We start from the raw sequence: 21,919 nt of genomic DNA, 5'->3' as shown, positions 1-21,919 counted from the left end.
TGGAGGTTAATATATGCGGATTGTTAGACACGAGCGAAAACGCATCCGTGAAGTCTTAGAACCGCCGAACCTTATCGAGATCCAATACAACTCCTACCGCTGGTTTTTAGAGGAAGGACTCAAAGAGCTGTTTCAGACCTTTTCGCCGATTTATGACCTGACGGGCAATTACTTCCTCGAATTTGGCGACTACTGTCTGGGCGAGCCGAAATACTCGGTCGAGGAATGTCGCGAGCGGGAGATTACTTTTGATGTGCCGCTGCGCGTGAAGGTGCGCTTCGGCAAAGTCGACGGCGAGGTCCAAGAGAGCGAGATTTACTTGGGCGACTTGCCGTTGATGACTGAGGGGGGCACCTTCATCGTGAACGGGCGCGAGCGCGTGATTGTCAACCAGTTGAACCGAACGCCAGGCATCCACTTCCCGTCCCCGTTCCTTTCCAGCACGGGGCGCGAGATGATGTCGCGCACCTTCGGCAAGGTGCTGCAGATGCAAATCATCCCCGCCGAGGGTCCCTGGCTGGATGGCGGCACCGACCCTCAGAATGTGATTCGCCTGAAGGTGCACCAGTCAAAGCAGCTGCCGATTACGCAAATTATTAAGGCGTTCGCAGAGTACGAACAGGCGCGCGTGCCCGCCGAGTTGGAGCTGGAGCGTGCGGTCGGCTGGCGCATGCTGGAACCCGTGGTCTACGAGGGGCGCACGCTGCTCGAGCCAGGCGATGTGCTTACATACGACCTGCTGGAGAACCTGCCTGCCGAAGCGCGCACTTTGCGGGTGAAGTGCGAGCCGCCTTACGACCCTGAGCGCGGACTGACGAACGAAGCCATCGCCGCGATGTTCGGACGCCCCCGCGAGCGGCGCGAAATCACGCACGAGTTCACCCTGCACACGCCACGCGCGGCAGACTTGGTCGGCAAAACCGCCGCCGAGACCATTCAAAACACGCGCGGCAAAGTCGTTGTAGAGGCGGGCGCAATCATCGACGAGAAGACCGCCAAAGCCATTGAGAAGCTCAAGCTGCCCGAAGTGCGCGTGCGCTTCGTGGAGGTGCAGGGCGGCGACTTCGAACTGCCGCCGCTCCTTAAAGCGACGCTGGACGCCGACACGACCACCGACTCGCGTGAGGCGGTGCTGGACTTCTATCGGCGGATGCGCCCAGGCGACCCCGCGACGCCAGAAACCGTCCACAACCTCTTTTACAGCTTGGTTCTGGACCCCCGCCGCTACGACTTGGGGCGCGTCGGACGCTACCAGATTACGCGCAAACTGCGCCATGGCGTCCCGCTCGATGTGCGCAGGTTGACCGTGCCCGACCTGCTGCTCGCGCTGCGCCACCTGCTGGAAATGGCGGAAGACAAGCACGAATACGAAGATACCGACCACCTCGCGAACAAGCGCGTGCGTTCCGTCGGTGAACTGCTACAGGCGCACCTACGCGCGGCGTTCCTCAAACTCGAAAAGACCGCCCGCGAGAAGATGACCGCCGCCGCCGATGTGAGCCAGATTCTGCCCAACGCGGTGCTGAGCGTCAAGCCTGTCGCCACCGCGCTGCAGTCGTTCTTCGCCACCAACCCGCTCAGCACCTTCATGGATCAGACGAACCCGCTGGCGGAGCTGGCGAACAAGCGACGCCTGTCGGTGCTGGGACCGGGCGGGCTGAACCGCCAGAGCATCCCGCCGCAAGTGCGCAACATCACCCCCTCCCAGTACGGGCGTATCTGTCCCATCGAGACGCCCGAAGGACAGAACATCGGACTGGTCAACCAGATGACGCTGTACGCCTATGTCGACGAGTTCGGCTTTCTGCGCACGCCCTACCGCAAAGTGGTGGACGGCAAGGCGACAGACGCGGTGGTCTACCTGCCCGCCGACGAGGACGAGAGCGCGTACATCGCCCCTGCCGACACCCCGCTCGGCGAGGACGGCGCGCTGCCCGAAATGGTGCAGGTACGCTGGCGCGACGAGTACCCCTTCGTACCGCGCGAACAAGTGCAATACATGGATGTCGACCCCGCGCAAGTGTTCTCCGTCTCCGCCTCGATGATTGCGTTTCTGGAGCATGACGATGCGGGACGCGCGCTGATGGGATCCAATATGCAGCGTCAGGGTGTGCCGCTGGTGACCCCCGAAGCGCCGCTGGTACACACAGGCATCGAGCGCGTCGCTGCAAAGTACGCGCAGAGCGTCATCACTGCGCGCGCGAACGGGCGCGTCAAGTATGTCTCGGCGACCGAAATCCGCATCCAGCGCGACGACAACGGCGAGCTGGACATCTATAAACTGCCGCACTTGGTGCAATCCAATAAAGGCACCAGCTTCACCTTCCTGCCCAAAGTGAAGTTGGGGCAGCGCGTGCGCGCAGGCGATATTATCGCCGACGGTCCCTCCACCGAGAACGGTGAACTGGCGCTGGGACGCAATATCTTGGTCGCCTTCCTGCCTGCAGGCGGCTACAACTACGAAGACGCCGTGTTCGTCTCGCAACGGCTACTCTACGACGACACTTACACCAGCATCCACTTGGAGAGCTACCAGACCGACGCTACCGAGACCAAACTCGGTCCGGAAGAGATTACCAGCGACATCCCGAATGTGGGCGAAGAGGCGCGCCGTGACCTCGACGAGAACGGCATCGTCCGCGTCGGCGCAGAAGTTAAGCCCGACGACATTCTGGTGGGCAAGATTCAGCCGAAAGGGCAGACCGAAGCGTCCACCGAGCAGAAGCTGGTGCGGATTATCTTCGGCGGCAAGGCGGAAGAGATGCGCGATGTGTCGCTGCGCCTGCCGCACGGCGAGCGCGGCTATGTGGTGCGCGTCGCCCAGTTCGCCCGATTCAAGTACGAATGTGCCAGCTGCAAAAGCACATTCCACCGTTCCAAGCCGCTGGAGGTGAAAACCTGCCCGCGCTGCGAAGGCACCCTCAAGCCGTTGGAGCCAGACGAACTGCCGCCGAGCGTAAGCCACCGCGTGCGCGTCACCGTCGCCACCCGCCGCCCCCTCACCGAAGGCGACAAGATGGCAGGGCGGCATGGCAACAAAGGCGTCATCTCCAAAATCCAACCTGTCGAGGACATGCCCTTCCTGATGGACGGCACGCCCATCGATATCGTGCTGAACCCGCTCGGCGTGCCCTCGCGAATGAACATCGGGCAGATTCTGGAGTTCCACTTGGGGCTGGTCGCCAAAGAGCTGGGCGTGCGCTTCCGCACGCCTGTGTTCCAAAGTTCGACGCCTGACGAAATCAAGCAGGAGATGCGCATCCTTGCCGACCGCCTGCGTCGGAACGCGCTGCGCATCCTTCTCGACCACGAGCTGCGCCTCCACGACGCCGCGGGCAACCCCGTCGCATGGGGCTACCGCGCGACCTTCGACGAGGCGATTGAGGCGGTGCGCCACGCGCTCGCTGCCGCGTCGGACGAAGAGCGCATGCGTATCGCGCGACGCCTCGCGCTCGCGACCAGAAAACCGCCCAGTGTGGAGACGCTCGTAGATGCCATCCGCCAACGCGCCATCGACCGTTCGGGGTTCGACCCTGAAACGGGCAAGGTCGTCCTGCGCGACGGGCGCACGGGCGACCCGTTCGGCAACCCCGTCGCCGTCGGCTACCTCTACCTGCTCAAACTGGAACACCTGGCGGAAGAGAAAATCCACGCCCGCTCCATCGGGCCCTACTCGCTGGTCACGCAGCAGCCGCTGGGCGGCAAAGCGCAGTTCGGCGGGCAACGACTGGGCGAGATGGAGGTCTGGGCGCTCGAAGCCTACGGCGCCGCGCACACCCTACAGGAGATGCTCACCATCAAGTCCGACGATGTGAACGGGCGCATCCACACCTTCGAAGCCATTATCAAAGGCGCACCCGTCATTCAGCCCTCGGTGCCCGAATCGTTCAAGATTCTGGTCAACGAGCTGCGCGCGCTCGCGCTCAAGGTACAAATCATTGACGAGAACAATGTCGCGCACGACCTGCGCAGCCTCGAAGACCTCGACGCGCTCGACGAACCCAAGCCGAAATCGCAGCTGGGCGATCTGCAGCCCAGTGCGCTGACGGACAGCAATCTGTGAGGTGAAACTCCTATGGCGGATATCTCGCGCATCAAAGCACTGAAAATCGGTCTCGCCTCGCCCGACGATATTCGGGCGTGGTCGTTCGGCGAAGTCAAAAAGCCCGAAACGATTAACTACCGTACCTTCAAGCCCGAACGCGACGGACTGTTCTGCGAGCGCATCTTCGGTCCCACGCGCGATTGGGAATGCTCCTGCGGGCGCTACAAGCGCGTCAAGAACAAGGGCATCCGTTGCGAGCGGTGCGGCGTAGAGGTCACCCGCGCCCGCGTGCGCCGCGAACGGATGGGACACATCGAACTCGCCGCGCCCGTGTGCCACCTGTGGTACCTCAAGGGGCAGCCGCCCAGCCCGCTCGGACTGCTGCTCGACATCTCTCCACGCCAACTGGAGAAGGTTATCTACTTCACGAACTACATGGTCATCGACATCGACCGCGCAGGTATCGAGCAGAATCTGGGCGATCTGCAACGGATGGTCGAGGAAGAGAAGCGCAACTTCGACGCCGAGATCGAGCGCGTATTTGCAGAACTCGACGCACGACTGAAGCGTGAACTGGAGCAGAACAGCGACACCTACACCGAACAGCAGATTATTGAACGCGTGCGCGCCTACGAGAGCCGCAAAGAGAGCGAGCGCCGCGAGCGCGCCGCCCTGCTCCAAGACCTGGAGAAAGCCATCGAGCGGCTCGCCAAGCTCCAACAATACGAACTACTGGATGAGAGCAATTGGCAGGCGATTGACCAGCTCTTGATTACCGGCACGCGCAAGCTGCAGCGCGACCTGCGCCCGCTGGTGCGCGTCGGGCAAGGCGCGGAAGCCATCCGCGAACTGCTCAGGCAGATTGACCTCGAAAAGCTGGATCGCGAGCTGCGCGAGGAAATCAGCAAGACGCAAGGCACGCGCCGCGCCCGCGCCATCAAGCGGCTCGAAATCGTCGAGGCGTTCAAAAACAGCAAGACGCGCCCCGAATGGATGATCCTCGAAGCCGTGCCTGTGCTGCCACCCGAACTGCGCCCGATGGTGCAACTCGATGGCGGGCGGTTCGCCACCAGCGACCTCAACGACCTCTATCGGCGCATCGTGAACCGCAATAACCGCCTGCGCAAAATCATGGAAATCCGCGCGCCCAAGAGCATCCTCAACTCCGAGAAACGCCTGCTCCAAGAGGCGGTGGACGCGCTGATTGACAACAGCAAGCGCAGCAAGCCCGTCACGGGATCGGGCGGACGCCCGCTCAAGTCGCTCTCCGATATGCTCAAGGGCAAGGAGGGGCGCTTCCGCAAGAACCTGCTCGGCAAGCGGGTGGACTATTCGGGACGCTCCGTGATCGTGGTCGGACCGACGCTGCAACTGCACCAGTGCGGGCTGCCCAAAGAGATGGCGCTGGAGCTGTTCAAGCCGTTCGTGATGCAGCGCCTCATCCGCGACCAGCTCGCGAATAATGTCAAAAACGCCAAGAACGCCATCGACCGACAACTGCCCGAAGTGTGGAAGGCGCTGGAGTCGGTAATCAAGGAGCATCCCGTGCTGTTGAACCGCGCGCCGACGCTGCACCGCTTGGGCATTCAGGCGTTCGAGCCGATTCTGGTGGAGGGCAAGGCGATTCAGCTGCACCCGTTGGTATGCCACGCCTACAACGCGGACTTCGACGGCGACCAGATGGCGGTGCATGTGCCGCTGTCGTTCCCCGCGCAGGCGGAGGCGCGCACGCTGATGCTCTCTACGCACAACCTGTTCAAGCCTGCGGACGGCTCGCCTGTGGTGTCGCCCCTGCAAGATATTGTGCTGGGCGCGTACTACCTCACGATGAACGACCCGCAGCACCAGCAGGAGGTACGCCATCGCTTCGCGAACTCCGAAGAGGCGCGATTGGCGTTCGAGCGCGGCGATGTACGCCTGCACGAACCCATCGAGGTGCGCCTCGTGCGCCCCAACACGAACGAACCCGAATTCGTCCAGACCACCGTCGGGCGATTAATCTTCCAAGAGATTATGCCCGACGAGTTGCGCTACGCTCCTGAATGGCTGAACAGGGTTTACAACAAGAAGACGCTTTCGGAAGTCATCCGCGCGGTGTATCAGACCTGCGGGCACGCGCGCACGGTGCGCTTCCTGGACGACCTGAAGGCACTGGGCTTCGAGTGGGGGCTGCGCGGCGGGATTACCTTCGCGTTGACCGATATGGCAGTCCCTGGACAACGCGACGAAATCTTGCAAAGAGCCGCGGAGGAGGCGCGCAGAATCGACGAACTCTACGACCGCGGTGAACTCACTCAAGACGAGAAGCGCCAGCGCAAAATCGAGCTGTGGCAGCGCGTGTACGACGAGGTCTCCAAAGTAATGATGCAGGAACTGCGCGACGACAACCCACTGTTTATCATCACCGATTCGGGCGCGCGCGGCTCCACCAAGCAGCTGGCGCAGCTGGTCGGCATGCGCGGCTTGATGATGGGCGGGTTCGACTTCCGCTCTGGCGGCGAGCGACTGGTCGAAGAGTTGCCTGTGCAGCACAACTTCCAAGAGGGGCTGACCACGCTGGAATACTTCGTGTCGGGCTACGGCGCACGGCGCGGGCTGGCAAGCACCGCGCTGCTGACCGCGAACGCGGGCTACCTCACCCGACGCATGTGCGATGTCGCCCAGGATGTGGTCATCCGCGAACACGACTGCGGTACGCCTGAAGGCATCGTTGTTAGCCGCATCGAGCGCGAAGGCGACCTCATCGAGCCGCTATTCCAGCGCATTCGCGGGCGCACGGCGCGCCGCGACTTGCGCCACCCCATCACGCGCGAACCCCTCGTCGCCGAGAACGAGATTATCCCCGAAGCCGTCGCGACCGAACTCGACGCGCTGGCACAGGCGACCGAACGCTTCACGCAAACGCTGCGCGAGCTGGCAAACAAAGAGGAAGGGGAGCTGTTCACCCCTGACGACGATCAGCCCCTGCGCGACCCCATTACAGGCGAGCCGCTGCTGGAGCCGTATGATGTGATTACTCAAGAAGCCATCGGACGCCTACAGGCACAGCGCGACGCAATTCGCGATCTCTGGATCGAAGCGGGATACGAATGGGTGGAACACGACCGCGTGGGTGTACCCATCCGCTCACCGCTGACCTGCAACACGCGACAAGGCGTCTGCGCGAAGTGCTACGGGCTGGACATGGGCACGCTGCGTCCCGTGGAGCTGGGCACGGCGGTCGGCATCATCGCTGCCGAATCGATTGGCGAGCCTGGCACGCAGCTGACGATGCGCGTGTTCCACACGGGCGGCGTCGCGGGCGCAGGACAGCAAATCGCAGGCTTCAAAATCGGCGGCGCACGCGCCTTAGCTGCCACCGAACTGGAAGAGCGCGGCGCAATCCAAGAAGCCATCGATCTCAGCAAAGACCAGAAACATGTGCTGTTCAAGGTCGCCGCGAACTTGCTCGGCAAACCTGTGCCGCTGCTGACCGCCGACGAGACCAGCGAAGGCGAGGAGAAGCTCGAAAAACGCACCCGCGACTCGCTGCGCCGACTTGCTAAACTGCAAGAGCCGCCCAACACAGGCATCAACCGCGTGGAAGAGCTGTTCGAAGCGCGTAAGCCCAAGGGCGAAGCCATCACCGTCGACTACGAAGGCGAGGTGGTGGAGATTACCCGCTCCGTCGGACGCTGGGTCGTCATCAAAGCGAAATTGCCCGTCGGCGACCTGCTGGTCGGCAAGATGAGCCTTGAGACCATCGAAGACCCCAAATCAGGCGCGGTCATTCTCGAAGAAATGGAAGAGATTCGAGTCTCGCACCTCGCGCGCTTAGAAGCGGCGGGCGTGCAAGAGGTTACGGTGTTGGACGCGGTGCTGGTACCGTCCTTGGGGTCGCTGGAAGTGGTCAAAGGTGACACGGTGCTACCTGGCGACCGCCTCACCCCTGGTCCGCTGAACCCGCACGAGCTGCTGCGCCTGCGCGGCGTGCGCGGCGTCCAAGAGTACCTCATCCAAGAGATTCAGGCGGTCTACAAGGCGCAGGGCGTCGACATCGACGACAAGCACTTGGAGATCATCATCCGCCAGATGCTGCGCAAACGGCGCGTAATTGACCCTGGTGACACTTACTTCCTGCCTGGACAAACGGTAGACCGCTTCGTGTTCGAGGACGCCAACCGCAAGGTCGTCGCCGAGGGCGAGCGACCCGCCACCGCCGAGTGGGTGCTGCTGGGCGTCTCGGAAGCGGCGCAGCAGACCGAGTCGTTCCTGTCGGCGGCGTCGTTCCAGCGCACGGTCAGAGCGCTCACCGAAGCGGCGGTGCGCGGCAAGGTGGACGAACTCGTCGGCTTGAAGGAGAATGTGATTATCGGGCGGCTGATTCCCGCAGGTACAGGCTATGTGAAGCCGCGCTTCGAGCCGAAGTTTGAGTGGGGCGCACGCGCCGAAGAGGCGAAAGCAGCCGTCGAAACGCGCGAGCCGACGCTGGAAACGCTCTTCAAAGAGGAACTGGCAGAGGAAGGCACACCTCCTGTGGAAGATACGCTGAGCCTTGCCGAGGTGGAGCCTGACGCGACGGCGACAGCCGACGAAGCCCCTGAAGCCGCGCCGAAGCCGAAACGCTCCCGCAAAAAGCAAGACGACACATAAACGCGCTCACGGCGTCTGTTTCCCCTTCGGCTCGATGGTCATCGAGCCGAGGGGGACGCCGTCGCGCTCCTTGGATTTGGCTTCCACGCGCTGGAGTTCCTCTTCCAAGTAGACCACGATGCGCTCGTTGTTGCGCCAGCGGACGAGGTAGAACTCGTCCTCGCCGTCTAACGACACATCACCCTCCAGCGTCACAGTGCGTTTCTGGTCGTCGTAGCGGACGCGCTGCGCTGTGCCGTTGAGTTTGCTCAGCGGCTGCGGACGATTGTAGACGAACTCTACCTGCCCCGTCGCCTCCGCCGTGCGCACGGTAAGGCGACGCTGCTCATCGGGTCCCAGCGTGGCTCTCAACTGCATACAGGTCATCGTGAAATACTGATCGGGCGACTCGACCCGCACGGGCGCGCTGCGCTTGCCGCGCACCTCCACCTCATAGGTATCGCCCTTGAAGCGGCGTGCGGAGACCAGCACATCGTAGCGGATGTTCACTTTGCCGAAGCGTATCTCCTGCCCGCCCTGCGGTTGTTGCCCCTGCAACAGCCACACGCCGATGAGTAATGCCACGCACAGCCCACGCATGGCATAAGTGTACCCAGCCAGCTAACTGTCTATCTGTCTATGGGCACCCTACTGCTGCCACTTCCACACTTTGGCTGCGCCGCTGGGGTGAACCACTACCATCGTGGCGATGCTGCCGCCTTGGATGTGGCGCTGCTCGTACATGTAGTTGTCCAAAATCACGCGCACACGGTCATCAAGCGCGTCGTCCGGACGCCCCCAAATCATGTTTTCCGCTGCCAACTGGTTCGCCTCTTCAGGTGGAGACCCTGTGAATCGGAACGCGCCCAAGTCGTAGTTAGGGTAGTAGTAGCTGGAGCGTCCGCGCGTGCGCGCGGGGTCGTAGAAATAGCCGTTGTTGAACCCGGAAGTGTCAAACGGGTTCGGGCAGTTGCCGTCGATCCAGCACTGCGGCACATTCGGGCAGTAGATGACCTTGTTGTCTTTGATGTACGGTTCCAGAATCGGGCGACGCCCTGCAGGGGTCGGCAACCAGACAGGCAGCGCAGTGCCAAACATCGTGCAGCCGGCGTTCTGGCGCACCACAGGACCCTCCCAATTGAAGATAATCTGCGACCGATCCCAGCGCGTGCAGTCGTTCACATTTCGGGTTGGATCGAAGTCGATGCCGTAGGGGTAGATGTTATCATAGTCGCTACGGTACATCGTCAGGGCAAGCCAGTTCTGACGGATATTGCTGATACAGGCAGTCTGACGCGCCTTGTTGCGCGCCTGCGCGAACACGGGGAACAGGATCGCCGCTAAAATCGCGATAATCGCGATAACCACCAGCAGTTCGATAAGCGTGAAGCCCTTACCTCGCATAGATACCTCCATGGGGGCTAATATACCCGTTAACCTCGTTGTACTGTGGGTATACCAGTTATCCGCAAGCAGGGTTCGTCGCGTTTCCCTCTCCCCGCGTAGGGGGAGAGGGAAGGGTGTGCGCATCAGCAGCCGTTGCCGAAGTCGAACAGCACGGTCAGCAGGTCGGCGTCGTCTACGACACCGTCGCCGTTCACATCGGCGCGAGTGCAGCCCGTGTTGCCAAACGCGAACAGCACCTCCAGCAAGTCGGCGTCGTCCACACAACCGTTGCCATCCACATCGCCATCCACTGGAATATAGAGGTTCAGCGCGTCGATGCGCACGGGGTTCGCGAACTGGTCAGTAGTGTAGGCTTCGCGGTAGCCAATGTAGAACGCCCCGATGCAAGTGCCTGCACTGGCAGTGCCCTCAATCGTGGCGTTAATGTCACCGCCGCTGAAGCGACCAATCACCTTGTTGCCTTTCACCTCCAGCTGCAGGCGATACCAGCCAGACACCGCCTGCGAGAGGTCGATCTCGCCGAAGACTGTCCACTGCTGCGTGCCCGCTGAGCCGCAGCCCGGATTACTGTCGCCACCAGGGCCTGCGTCCACCAGGCGCAGCTTGACCTCCACAGGGTCATTCGCGGTATTGGCGCGCTTGAATAGCCAGCCGACGCCCGTAGGACCGCTGGCGTTCACCAGACAGCGGAAGGGGATATTGTAGAAGGAGCCACAGGTACCCATCAGCCCGATCATCCACGACTCCAGTTCGCCTGGGATGGGCAAGGTAGTGTCGATATAGATGTAGAGGTCATAGCCCGCGCGGTTCTGGAAGGCGAAGGTGGAGGTCGCCATGTTGCCGCCACCTGCCCAGTCCCACGCAATCATCGCGTTCCCGCCATCGGGCGAAGCGGGGATGGCGTTCGGGTTGGGGGTGGTGTTGTAAGGTGGCACATCGAATTGGGTGGGATCAATCACGCGGGGTGCGCGGAACGAACCACTCAGGTTCGGCACGAGGTCGTACACACTCCGCGCGTTGAAGGTATCGCTGAACGGGGTGGGCGTGGTGTTGTTGGACGCGCCGGGAGTCCATGGCATATGCCCGAAGTCGCGCCCGTTGTCGTTGGTGTCCAGCCCATCTTTCCACCGCTGCAGCGAGAGCAAGGTGTTATCTATAGAGGCAGTGCCCTGCAAGGTGATGTAGTTGCCCCAGATGCCACGCCCCAGCTGCGGAATAATGTCTGCGGGCACCCACGCAGTAAGGTCGGGACGCTTGTTCGTCTCGTAAGCAACCGCGTCGACCACTGTGCCATCGGGCATCTTGAGAACGATCCACTCGTTGTCATTCTCGAACAGGTCGTTCGCGCCGACAATCAGGTTCACATTCGGCACATTGCCAGAGCCAATCACATAGAATTGACCGGGCTGCAATACCACTGTCCCGCTACCGGGTGCGCCGGGGATGGTGTAGTCGGGGTTGTTATCGCCGCTTAACTGGTCACCGCTTTCCAAAATCCATCCCGAAATGTCCACGGGTACGATGTCCGCGTTGTAGAGTTCGACGAACTCCACATCATCGACGCCCGTATCGTCGTAGGCGATTTCGTTGATGACGATGCGCGGTTGCGCCAACGCCAATCCCGCTATGCAAACTACGCCAAGCGTACTCATCAGCCATCGGTTCATCATTGTTAAGCCTCCCTTCGTTGGAATGAGGGAACGAAGCCCCTTGCAATTGTACCCCGTGTCGGGGCATGCTATTATATACGGTCTCATGCAGAGGATTCCTGCTTGAAAGTACAGGAGTTTTGCGGTTTACGGACCGCTTTTCTCTCGCATGAGCGCAGTTGGCTCATTCGTCCTGCGAAAACAGTCCCATCTGGCGTTGCGCCTTTTTCGAGCCTTTGCGCTGGGCAGGCATACTTCTGGGGGAGGGCACGGAGGGTGCCTCTTGGGAGAGGGACGGCGCAATCGGCTCCAGTTCCCCCTCCGCGACCCCGCGCGCCCAGCGGTCGACCTGCGCCATTTCGGGCGAGCTGTTGCGCGGCACGGCATAGGGACGGATAAGCATTCCCTGCGCCAGCCGACGCGCCTCCTGCATCAACTGGCGTAGCCCCGCGTCTTTGATTCTGTAGACCCCCTGCCACTGCTTCACCAGCAGTTCACTGTCCGAGAACCATTCAATTTCGCATGCGCCCAAGCAACGCGCCAGCTCCAGCCCGCGCAGGAACGCGCGGTACTCCGCCTGATTGTTGGTCGCTGTGCCCAGCGGCTCGCGCCCTTCTGCAAGCGTGTTGCCCGACTCGTCCTTAAGCAGGTAAGCAATCCCCGCCGCGCCAGGGTTGCCTATCGATGAACCATCCGTGTATAGGCGTATCCGCCTTTTCTCAAGAGCCACTTGCCGTAGTGTACCCTATAGAATCAGCATCGCGTCGCCGAAGCTCAAGAATCGGTACTTTTCGCGAACCGCCTCTTGGTAGGCTTGCAGCACGAACTCGCGCCCTGCGAACGCGCTCACCAGCACGAGCATCGTCGTGCGCGGCATGTGGAAGTTGGTGATAAGCGCCTCGACCACCTGGAACGCATAGTCAGGCGTGATGTAGAGGCGCGTTTCGGCGGAGCCTGGACGCACCTGTCGGCGTCCGACCGCCGCGCTCTCTAAGGTGCGCACGCAGGTCGTGCCCACTGCCACGATGCGCCCGCGCGTGGCGTTAATCACGGCGGCAGCTTCGGGGCTAATGGTGTACCATTCGCCGTGCATTTTGTGTTCCTCGACCTGTGCGGTTTGCAGGGGGCGGAAGGTGTCCAAGCTCACATGCAAGGTGATGAAGGCGATTTGTACCCCCTGCGCCTTGAGCCGTTCCAGCAGCGCGGGCGTAAAGTGCAACCCTGCAGTGGGCGCGGCGGCGGAGCCAGGCGCATGCGCGTACACCGTCTGATACCGCTCGGGGTCGGTCAACTGCTTGTGGATATAGGGCGGGAGCGGCACTTGCCCGACGCGCGGGAGTACCTGTTCCAGTGGCTCGTCGCTGTGCAGGCGCACAAGGCGCAGCCCCCCTTCCAGCCTGCCCTCGATGACCACCTCCAGCTGGTCGCCCACCCGCACGCGACTGCCGTCAGGAAGACGCCGACCAGGGCGCACCAGCGCGTGCCAACGACCATCGGCGAGCGGGTGGAGCAGGAACACCTCCGCCTGCCCGCCTGTCGGCTTGCGCCCGAGCAATCGCCATGCCGACACGCGCGTGTCATTCAGCACCAGCGTGTCGCCCGCTTGTAGGTATTCGGGCAACTCGTAGAAGCGGCGGTGGTCAATCGTTTGCGACGCGCGATGCAGCACCATCAGGCGCGAATGGTCGCGCGGCTCGATCGGCTCCTGCGCAATCAGCGATTCGGGCAGTTCATAATCGAACAGGCTCGCGTCCATCGCTATCGTCCGCGCGCTGACAGCCACGCCCAAAAGGTCAAAAGCAGGGTCAGCACGATGCTAATTAGGATACTCGTGCCCAGCGGGAAGTAAAACGAGAAGCCGTCGCGCTGAATCACAATATCGCCAGGCAGCCGCCAGCCACGCACGCCCAGCCGCTCCAGACCAATCAGCAGCAGCCCCACCACTACCAACACTGCGCCCAGCCCAAGCAGCACCTTCCCAATCGCGCTCATCTCTATAAAGGATACCCGTCCTCTACTTGCGCAGACGGCTTGCGTGTTTTGCGCTTACCCTCCGTTCCTCACTGCACGACACTTTTTGGGGCGGGCAGAATGTAAGCTCGGATTTGCCCCTTACGCGACTGGGGGAACCTAAAGGAAGGGACTGTTTTCGAACACCCTCCCACCCCCTTGACAAATGCAAAAATCGTTGCTATAATTTTAGGGAGTGGCGCCGAGGGGGGCGCTTTGCCCGTGAATTCGGGCGCAAACAGCGTTCGAAACGGCAGGAAACACGCCTCGTCGCCTATAATTAACATTTGGCGCGATGGGCATGGAACTTGCCGCAGGGGCGAATCGTATACTCTCACAGGTGCGAACGCCGCTATATGAATGATAAGCGCGTAGGCGGGGTTGTGAAACACTTCACAATCACGCCCCACTATAGGAGGTGTTATCGAAGTGCCTGTATTGGATGAGGAGATGGATATTTTGATGGACACGCAGGCAACGGACCGTTCTGGCAAGGCAGGGCGGGACGCGCTCTATGACGACCCGTTGGGTCTGGAGATGGAGACGCCCGAGCTGGACGATCTCGATGTCTTGGACGACGAGTTCTCGTCGCTGGGCATCGGCGGCTTGGACCTAGGCGATGAGCTGGGGAGCGAGGAAGAGGTGGACTTCTGGGGCGGCGTCGGCGAGGAGACCCCGCACGAAGACGACAGCGTCGAGGTCGAACTCTGGATGCTGCAGAGCCGCCGCTCGCAACTGCTCACCCCAGAAGAAGAGATACGCTTCTCGCAACAGGTACAAGAGGGGGAACGGCTCCACAAGGTTCGCCGACAACTTGCCGAAAAGCGTCGGGTAGACCCCGAAAGCGTCCCTGAGGAAGAATGGGCGAAGGCGGCGAACCTGCCGACCTGGGAGCTGGCTGTGCGTCTTCAGGAGGCGGAAGAGGCGAAGCGCCGCCTGATCGAATCGAACCTGCGCTTGGTGGTCAGTATCGCCAAGCGGTACGCCTCGCGCGGCATCTCGCTTGCCGACCTGATTCAGGAGGGGAATCTGGGGCTAATCCGCGCCGTCGAAAAGTTCGACCCCGAGCGCGGATTCCGCTTCAGCACCTACGCCACTTGGTGGATTCGACGCGCCATCGCCCGCGCGGTCATCAACAACAGCCGCACCATCCGAATCCCTGTCTATGTGGCGGAACTGATTAACAAGGTCATCAAGACCGAGTTGCGCCTGCAACAGATTCTGCAGCGCGAGCCGACCGACGAGGAAATCGCCGCCGAGACGAAGATGTCCGTCGAGCGCGTGCGCGAAATCCGACGCGCCGCGGTGGAGCCTATCTCCATCGAAAGCCCCGTCGGCGAACGCGACAACGCGACGCTGGGCGAATTCATCCCGTCGCAGGACATCGTGCCTACGCCCGAAGATGTCACGGAGCGACTCATCCTGCGCGAGCAAATCGACATGATTTTGGAGAAGCTGCAACCGCGCGAGCGGGATGTGGTGCGCCTGCGCTTCGGGCTGGACGACGGACACCAGCGCACGCTGGAAGAGGTCGGCGCCGAGCTGAAAATCACACGCGAGCGCGTGCGCCAGCTCGAACTGCGCGCCATGCGCAAACTGCGCCAAATCGGCGAGCAAATCGAAGACCTGCGGCGCAATCAGGGACTGGAGTTCGAAGACGCCCTCGCGCTCGTCAATGTGGATCAGTAGCACCCATCGGGCAGGCAACGACCTGCCCGATTCTTAAAGCGACCATGACGGAAACGCGCGTGCCTGTGCCGACGCTCGAAAGGTTAGCCATCTACCTGCGCGTGTTGCTGGACGCCCACGAAGCGGGCATTCAGACCGTCTCCTCGCAGGAGATGGAGCAGCATTCGGGCATCAGCGCCGCCCAGTTCCGCAAAGACCTCTCCTACTTCGGCGAGTTCGGCAAGCCTGGGGTCGGCTACTCCGTAGCAGGGCTAATCGCCTGCATCGAGCGCATCCTGCGTTTAGACGAGGAGCAGCCTATTTTGCTGGTCGGCGCGGGCAATCTCGGCTCCGCGCTGGTGGGCTACCCGAACTTCAAGGCGCATCGGTTGCGTATCGCCGCCGTGTTCGACAACAACTTCGTCAAAATTGGGCGCCCGTTCGGCGATTTGGTGATTGAGGACATCGCGCGCATCTGCGAGGTCAACGCGCGGATTGGGGCGCGCTTGGGGATTATCGCTGTACCTGCGCACGCCGCGCAAGAGGTCGCCGACGCGCTGGTCGAAGCGGGCGTCACGGGCATTCTGAACTTCGCGCCGACCATCCTGCGCGTGCCCCCGCATGTGCATGTGCGCAATGTCTCGTTTTTGCAGGAACTCGCCGTGCTGTCGTACCATGCGGCGGCGGACGCGCTCTGCGTGAACGGTCAGGCGGCGCGGGGAGGACACGATGGAGTATGACTTTCTGGCGCTGGGCAGCGGTATCGCAGGGCTGACCTTCGCGTTGAACGCTGCGCCCCATGGCTCGGTCGCCATCCTCACCAAAAAACAGCGCTCGGAGTCGAACACCAACTACGCGCAAGGGGGCATCGCCGCCGCGCTCGGCGCCGACGACTCGTGGGAACTGCACCTGCACGACACGCTGACCGCAGGCGCAGGGCTATGCGCACGCGACGCCGTCGAAGTGCTGGTGCGCGAAGGACCCCGACTCGTCCACTGGCTTATCGAACAGGGCGCACAGTTCGACCGCAACCCCGACGGGAGCCTCGCGCTCGGCAAAGAGGGCGGGCACTCGCGCAACCGCATCGTCCACGCCGCCGACCATACAGGCTACGAAATCGAACGCACCCTGCTCATCGCCGCACGCAAGACCCCGAACATCTCCATCTTAGAGCATTACCAAGCGCTGGACTTACTCCTGGAGGGCGGGGTATGCGTCGGCGTGCGCGTGCTGGACACGCTCACGGGCGACCTGTTCGACATCCGCGCGCGGGCAGTGCTGCTGGCGACAGGCGGCTGCGGGCAGGTCTACCTGCACACGAGCAACCCGCTGATTGCCACAGGCGACGGAATCGCGATGGCGTGGCGCGCGGGCGCAACGATTGCCAACATGGAGTTCATCCAGTTCCATCCGACGACGCTGTACCACACCGACGCGCCGTCGTTCCTGATTTCCGAAGCGGTGCGCGGCGAGGGCGGGATCCTCAAGCGGCGCGACGGCTACCGCTTCATGCCCGACTATGACCCGCGCGCCGAACTCGCCCCGCGCGATATCGTCGCCCGCGCCATCGACGCCGAACTCAAAAAAACAGGCGATCCGTGCGTCTATCTTGACATCACGCACTTAGACCCCGACTTCATCAAGCGGCGATTCCCGACGATTTATCAGACCTGCTTGCAATATGGCATTGACATCACGCGGGAGCCGATTCCCGTTGTGCCTGCGGCGCACTACACTTGTGGTGGCGTGTGGACTGACCTCGACGGGCGCACGACGATTCCGCGCTTGTACGCCTGCGGCGAGGTCGCCTACACGGGGGTACACGGCGCGAACCGCTTGGCGAGCAACTCGCTGCTGGAAGCGTTGGTGTTCAGCGAGCGTGCGGCGCGGCATGCGACGACCCGCTTGGACGAGCCGCCCCCGCAGCCGAAGCCGTCGTGCCTGACGGTGCGCCTGACGCCCCCTGCGCCCGCCGCCCACAAGGACGACCGCGCCGAAAACTGGGACGCGATGCGACTATCTATCCGCCAGACCATGCAGCGGCAGGTGGGCATCGTGCGCACGGTCGCGCGCCTGCACGACGCGCATCGCACGCTACAAGCCGCCGCCGCGCAGATAGAGACCGCCTACCGCCAGTCGCCCCCAACCGTCGAATCGTGCGAGGCGCGCAACCTCGCCGCGTGCGCCCTGCTCATCACTGCCAGCGCGCTCGCCCGCCACGAGAGCCGCGGACTCCACTATGTGCTGGACTACCCACAACCGCGCGAGGAACTCGCCGCTTGCCCGACCCTCCTTATGCCCCTATGAAGAAAGTCGATTGCATCATCCGCCCGCACAAACTGGAAGAGGTCAAGACCGCGCTGAACGAACTGGGTATTACGGGGATGACCGTCAGCGAGGTGCGCGGCTGCGGCAGTAGCCCGTCCGAAACCGACTGGCTCGGCGAGGAGACGCTCATCCGCCTGCCCATCCGCCTACGCCTCGAAATGGTCGTGCCCGACGCGCTGGTGGAGCCGATTATCGAGGCGGTGCTTCGCCACGCCCACACGGGTCAGCCTGACGACGGCAAAATCTTCGTGCTGCCCTACGGCGACGCCATCCGCATCCGCACCGAAGAGCGCGGCGAAGCCGCCCTGTGATGCGCTACACGCCCTCTATCCGCACGCCCAGCACCTTCAGGAACTGCGCCAGCCATTCGGGGTGCGCGGGCCATGCAGGCGCGGTGACGAGGTTGCCGTCCACAACCGCTTTGTCGGGGGGCACTTCCTCATAACGCGCCCCTGCCAGCGTCAACTCAGGTCCGACAGCGGGGTACGCCGTCGCCGTGCGCCCCTGCAGCACCCCAGCGGCGGTCAGCACCTGCAGCCCGTGACAGATTGCTGCAACGGGCTTGTTCGCCTCGAAGAAGTGGCGCACTATCTCCAGCACCTTCGGCTCGCGACGGATGTATTCAGGGGCGCGCCCGCCCGACACCACCAGCCCAGCATAGTCAGCAACATTCACCTCGTCGAACGAGTAGTTCAGCGTGAAGTTGTGCCCAGGCTTCTCGGAATAGGTCTGGTCGCCCTCGAAGTCGTGGACAGCCGTGCGCACTTTCTGACCCGCGCGCTTGCCAGGGCAGACCGCATGTACCTCGAAGCCGACCATCTGCAACGCCTGAAACGGCACCATAACCTCGTAGTCCTCTGCGTAGTCCCCAACCAACATCAGAATCTTACGCGCCATCGTTTACCTCCTCGCAAGGCGGCTACGCCCTGCTATAGTAGGATACCCTATACGCATCTATCGCGAATCCGCCGTCTCGCTGCGCAGTACGATTTGCAACTGGACGAGAACATCGCCGAACCTCCCCCAACGATTCAGGGTAATATTTCCCATATGCCCGAAAACACGCTCTACTACGGCGACAACCTGGAAGTGATGCGCAAGTACCTGCCCGACGCGAGCGTAGACCTCGTCTACCTCGACCCGCCCTTCAACAGCAACCGCGACTACAACCTGCTGTTCCGCGAACAATCGGGCGAACCCGCGCAGGGACAAATCAAAGCCTTCACCGACACTTGGCAGTGGAGCGAACGCGCCTACGACGAGTTCTGCCAGACCTGCGCTGTGCCCGCGCTGGTGGCGTTGGTGCAGGGGTTTGTGCGCACGCTGGGGCGCAACGACATCACAGCGTACTTGGTGATGATGGCGCCGCGCTTGGTGGAGTTGCATCGGGTGCTGAAGCCGACGGGGAGTTTGTATTTGCACTGCGACCCGACGGCGAGCCACTACTTGAAGGTGATGCTGGATGTGATTTTCGGGGCGCGCAACTTTCGGAACGAGATTGTGTGGAAGCGTACAGGCGCACACGGCGGCGCAAAACGCTGGGGACCCGTCCACGACATCATCCTGTTCTACACCAAGAGCGACCAATACCTCTGGAACCGCGTCTATGAGCCGCTGGACAGGGACTACATCGAGGGGTTCTACCGCTACACCGACGAGCGTGGGCGCTACCAACTTGTTTCACTCACGGGGGCAGGGGTCACCAAAGGTGATTCGGGCAAGCCGTGGCGAGGCGTAGACCCCACGCAAGTCGGCAGGCATTGGGCAGTGCCGCAGTCGATTGTGGAGCAACTGGTGGGCAAGGAGCGTGCCCAGCAGATGAGCGTGCAGGAGAAACTGGACTTGCTTGACAGTGCGGGGTACATCGTATGGCCTGCGCGGGGGCGCGTGCCGCGATACAAACGCTACTTGGAGATGAGCGAGGGCAACCCAATACAGGATGTGATTACGGATATTCAGCCGATTGGGGCGCACGCCCGCGAGCGTCTCGGCTACCCGACGCAGAAGCCTCTCGCCCTGCTGGAACGCATTATTCAAGCCTCCAGCAACGAGGGCGATACCGTCCTCGACCCCTTCTGCGGCTGCGGCACCGCCATCGTCGCCGCCCAAAAACTCAACCGACGCTGGATCGGCATCGACATCACACACCTCGCCATCGCACTCATCAAATACCGACTCAGCGATATGTTCAACCTCCAAGAAAACACAGACTACCGCGTCGTCGGCGAGCCAACCACCGTCGCCGAAGCGCGCGCACTGGCACAGCAAGACCGCGACGAGTTCCAAAAGTGGGCGATTGGTCTCATCCCGCGCGCCCGCCCCTACCAAGACAAAAAGGGCAAGGACACAGGGATAGACGGCGTGCTCTATTTCAAGGACGACCTGAAAGACCCCAAGCGTGCGCTGATACAGGTCAAGAGCGGCAGGGTCGGCGTGAAGGATGTGCGCGATTTTCGGGGTGTGTTGGAGCGCGAGGGGGCGACTTTGGGGTTGTTCGTGACGCTGGAGCCGCCGACGCGGGAGATGGTGCGCGAGGCGGAGCAGGCGGGTTTTTACACGACGCCGTTGGGGAACCTGCGGATACCGCGTTTGCAGGTGCGGACGGTTGGGGAGTTGTTGGAGGGCAAGGGTTTTGCGATACCGAGTGCGGCGTTGTTGATGGGTGTGGCGCAGGCGGAGCGCGTTGTGCCGTCTGGGGAGCAGGGGTCGTTGGAGATGTAGGGCTACAAAAAATGCGCATACCCCGCACGCGGGGAGGGGGACGCAGTTCCTCCCCCGTGTACGGGAGAGGTTAGGAGGGGGACTTGTTGAAAAGCCAGCGCAAAGACACTTATTAGGTACGGTCTTCTGCAAAGGTACACTACGGGCGTGCCCTTTCTGCAGTATCAGGCGCGGATGATGAAGCAGTTGCTGTTCTGGGCGGCGCTGAGTTTCGGTGCGGGGCTGCCGATGATGCTTTCCACGCGCGAGTGGGTGCGCTCGTTCGGGGGGATGACCGTCGCGTGGGCAGTGATTAACGCGCTGATTGCGCTGTTTGCACTGCGCGGGGTGTGTCGCAAAGCATCGCAAAACGCCGACGCGCCGACTCAGCAAGGCTGGATGCGCCAACTCGTGCGCTTGCTGTGGGTCAACGCCGCACTGGATGTGGTGTATGTCCTTGTCGGGGTGGGGCTGATTCTGTGGGATCCTGCCAATCGGATGCTGCACGGCTTCGGCTGGGCGGTAATCGTGCAGGGCGGGTTTCTGTTGGTGTTCGATGCGTGGCACGGCTGGCGATTGCCGCGTGTGGCGCGCATCGAGGCGGGACAGGAACTCCCAAGCGGATAGCGAAGAACAGAGGTTATGCGTTCCCCTCGCACGCGGATGCGCTTCGACGCAGGCTGGAAGCATGCCCTGCGTGCCTTTTTGCCCGAATGCGTCGAGTTGCTGTTCCCCAGCCTCCACGCGCAGATCGACTGGTCGCGCGGGTATCAGTTCCTGAACACCGAGTTGACTCGCCCTGTGCCGTTTCTCGGCAGAGCGCGGCACTTCGTCGATGTGTTGGCGCGCGTCTACTTTCACGACGGTAAGGAACGGATGGTGCTCCTGCATATCGAGGTTCAAGCCCAGCGCACAGTGGACTTCCCCTTGCAAATGTTCGTTTACTACTACCGCGTCTTCGACTCGTATGAGTTTCCCGAACTGATTAGCCTCGCGATACTGGCGGATAACGACCCGAATTGGCGTCCCGATACCTTCGAGCGTGCGCTGGGCGGTTGTGAATTGCGCTTTCGTTATCCTATCGTCAAACTGCTCGATTTCGACGAGGCGGAACTGGAGCAGTCGGGGAACCCCTTCGCGCTGATTGTGCTGGCGCACCTGCGCGCGCTCAAGACGCGCGGCAACTCCGAACTGATGCTGCGCGAGAAACTCGCCCTCGTGCGCCAGATGCACGCCAGAGGGTATAATCCCAAGCAGGTCATAGACCTCTACAAGGTGGTGGATTACCTCATGAACCTGACGAAGTTGCAGAACCAGGTCGTGCGCGAACTCATCGAGCAGCTGGAGGCAGAGAGCGAGACGCCCCTGACCAGCCTCGAGGAACTCGCTATCGAGGAAGGGGTCAGGAAAGGGCTGCGACAAGGTATTGAGCAAGGACTGCAGCAGGGACTGCAGCAAGGACTGCAGCAAGGACTGCAGCAAGGACTGCAGCAAGGACTGC

General features: G+C 62.0%; 15 protein-coding genes and 1 pseudogene. 9 read left to right on the top strand and 7 right to left on the bottom strand.

The window, feature by feature from the left end:
• Positions 1-13: 13 nt before the first annotated feature.
• Positions 14-4,063 carry a DNA-directed RNA polymerase subunit beta gene (rpoB, locus tag NW848_RS13440; protein WP_414511251.1) on the top strand — a complete coding sequence of 1,350 codons (4,050 nt, stop codon included), beginning with the start codon at positions 14-16 and terminating at the stop codon, positions 4,061-4,063.
• A gap of 12 nt (positions 4,064-4,075) precedes the next feature.
• Complete coding sequence (gene rpoC / locus NW848_RS13435) at positions 4,076-8,677, top strand: DNA-directed RNA polymerase subunit beta' (protein ID WP_414511250.1); 4,602 nt, start codon at positions 4,076-4,078, stop codon at positions 8,675-8,677.
• Positions 8,678-8,683: 6 nt separating this feature from the next.
• On the opposite strand, the gene NW848_RS13430 is transcribed toward rpoC, so the two are convergent.
• The 6 genes and pseudogenes from NW848_RS13430 to NW848_RS13405 form a co-directional block, all read right to left on the bottom strand.
• Entirely contained in the window at positions 8,684-9,256 is a 573-nt protein-coding gene (locus NW848_RS13430) for an LptA/OstA family protein (RefSeq protein WP_414511249.1), read from the bottom strand.
• Positions 9,257-9,304: 48 nt separating this feature from the next.
• The gene (locus NW848_RS13425) at positions 9,305-10,060 is read right to left on the bottom strand and encodes a type II secretion system protein (RefSeq protein ID WP_414511248.1); all 756 of its coding nucleotides are present in this window, start codon (positions 10,058-10,060) and stop codon (positions 9,305-9,307) included.
• 1,277 nt (positions 10,061-11,337) lie between these two features.
• Positions 11,338-11,715, bottom strand: a pseudogene (locus tag NW848_RS13420) (lamin tail domain-containing protein); the annotation flags it as partial.
• Positions 11,716-11,896: 181 nt separating this feature from the next.
• Positions 11,897-12,442, bottom strand: a complete 546-nt coding sequence (locus tag NW848_RS13415) for a ribonuclease HI family protein (RefSeq protein WP_414511247.1) — start codon at positions 12,440-12,442, stop codon at positions 11,897-11,899.
• A gap of 15 nt (positions 12,443-12,457) precedes the next feature.
• The gene (queA, locus tag NW848_RS13410) at positions 12,458-13,495 is read right to left on the bottom strand and encodes a tRNA preQ1(34) S-adenosylmethionine ribosyltransferase-isomerase QueA (RefSeq protein WP_414511246.1); all 1,038 of its coding nucleotides are present in this window, start codon (positions 13,493-13,495) and stop codon (positions 12,458-12,460) included.
• Positions 13,471-13,704 carry a DUF2905 domain-containing protein gene (locus tag NW848_RS13405; RefSeq protein ID WP_414511245.1) on the bottom strand — a complete coding sequence of 78 codons (234 nt, stop codon included), beginning with the start codon at positions 13,702-13,704 and terminating at the stop codon, positions 13,471-13,473. Before NW848_RS13405 ends, queA begins: the two co-directional genes overlap by 25 nt.
• A gap of 447 nt (positions 13,705-14,151) precedes the next feature.
• Here NW848_RS13405 and NW848_RS13400 point away from each other — a divergent pair, with 447 nt between their 5' ends.
• From NW848_RS13400 to NW848_RS13385, 4 genes are read left to right on the top strand one after another with little or no spacing between them, the layout of a single operon-like run.
• Positions 14,152-15,411 carry an RNA polymerase sigma factor RpoD/SigA gene (locus tag NW848_RS13400; protein ID WP_414511244.1) on the top strand — a complete coding sequence of 420 codons (1,260 nt, stop codon included), beginning with the start codon at positions 14,152-14,154 and terminating at the stop codon, positions 15,409-15,411.
• A gap of 44 nt (positions 15,412-15,455) precedes the next feature.
• Positions 15,456-16,130: a redox-sensing transcriptional repressor Rex gene (locus NW848_RS13395; RefSeq protein WP_414511243.1), complete on the top strand. Its 675-nt coding sequence runs from the start codon at positions 15,456-15,458 to the stop codon at positions 16,128-16,130.
• Positions 16,120-17,697 (top strand): L-aspartate oxidase, encoded by a 1,578-nt coding sequence (gene nadB, locus NW848_RS13390; RefSeq protein ID WP_414511242.1) that lies wholly within the window; start codon positions 16,120-16,122, stop codon positions 17,695-17,697. Before NW848_RS13395 ends, nadB begins: the two co-directional genes overlap by 11 nt.
• Positions 17,694-18,029 (top strand): P-II family nitrogen regulator, encoded by a 336-nt coding sequence (locus tag NW848_RS13385; protein ID WP_414511241.1) that lies wholly within the window; start codon positions 17,694-17,696, stop codon positions 18,027-18,029. The genes nadB and NW848_RS13385 overlap by 4 nt, the downstream gene beginning before the upstream one ends.
• Before the next feature lie 4 nt (positions 18,030-18,033).
• On the opposite strand, the gene NW848_RS13380 is transcribed toward NW848_RS13385, so the two are convergent.
• Positions 18,034-18,615 (bottom strand): DJ-1/PfpI family protein, encoded by a 582-nt coding sequence (locus NW848_RS13380; protein ID WP_414511240.1) that lies wholly within the window; start codon positions 18,613-18,615, stop codon positions 18,034-18,036.
• Between the two features lie 153 nt (positions 18,616-18,768).
• Between NW848_RS13380 and NW848_RS13375 the strand changes: the two genes are divergently transcribed.
• The 3 genes from NW848_RS13375 to NW848_RS13365 all read left to right on the top strand — a co-directional run.
• Positions 18,769-20,439, top strand: coding sequence for a DNA methyltransferase (locus NW848_RS13375; RefSeq protein ID WP_414511239.1), 1,671 nt, complete (start codon positions 18,769-18,771; stop codon positions 20,437-20,439).
• A gap of 147 nt (positions 20,440-20,586) precedes the next feature.
• A complete protein-coding gene (locus NW848_RS13370) occupies positions 20,587-21,045 on the top strand; it encodes a DUF6992 family protein (RefSeq protein WP_414511238.1) in 459 nt (152 codons plus the stop codon).
• 15 nt (positions 21,046-21,060) lie between these two features.
• Positions 21,061-21,919 (top strand): cytosolic protein (locus NW848_RS13365; RefSeq protein WP_414511237.1); only part of this gene is annotated, 859 nt, incomplete at its 3' end.

The sequence above is a fragment of the Synechococcus sp. RC10A2 genome, assembly GCF_047502605.1.
The sequence above is the reverse complement of the archived record's forward strand: the minus strand, read 5'-3'. Positions and strand labels throughout refer to the sequence as shown.

Bases quoted from the DNA above. Each gene is read 5' to 3' on its own strand.
- NW848_RS13430 (WP_414511249.1), bottom strand. From the start codon at position 9,256: ATGCGTGGGCTGTGCGTGGCATTACTCATCGGCGTGTGGCTGTTGCAG.
- nadB (WP_414511242.1), top strand. From the start codon at position 16,120: ATGGAGTATGACTTTCTGGCGCTGGGCAGCGGTATCGCAGGGCTGACC.
- NW848_RS13395 (WP_414511243.1), top strand. From the start codon at position 15,456: ATGACGGAAACGCGCGTGCCTGTGCCGACGCTCGAAAGGTTAGCCATC.
- NW848_RS13380 (WP_414511240.1), bottom strand. From the start codon at position 18,615: ATGGCGCGTAAGATTCTGATGTTGGTTGGGGACTACGCAGAGGACTAC.
- rpoB (WP_414511251.1), top strand. From the start codon at position 14: ATGCGGATTGTTAGACACGAGCGAAAACGCATCCGTGAAGTCTTAGAA.
- NW848_RS13385 (WP_414511241.1), top strand. From the start codon at position 17,694: ATGAAGAAAGTCGATTGCATCATCCGCCCGCACAAACTGGAAGAGGTC.
- NW848_RS13425 (WP_414511248.1), bottom strand. From the start codon at position 10,060: ATGCGAGGTAAGGGCTTCACGCTTATCGAACTGCTGGTGGTTATCGCG.
- NW848_RS13405 (WP_414511245.1), bottom strand. From the start codon at position 13,704: ATGAGCGCGATTGGGAAGGTGCTGCTTGGGCTGGGCGCAGTGTTGGTA.
- rpoC (WP_414511250.1), top strand. From the start codon at position 4,076: ATGGCGGATATCTCGCGCATCAAAGCACTGAAAATCGGTCTCGCCTCG.
- NW848_RS13375 (WP_414511239.1), top strand. From the start codon at position 18,769: ATGCCCGAAAACACGCTCTACTACGGCGACAACCTGGAAGTGATGCGC.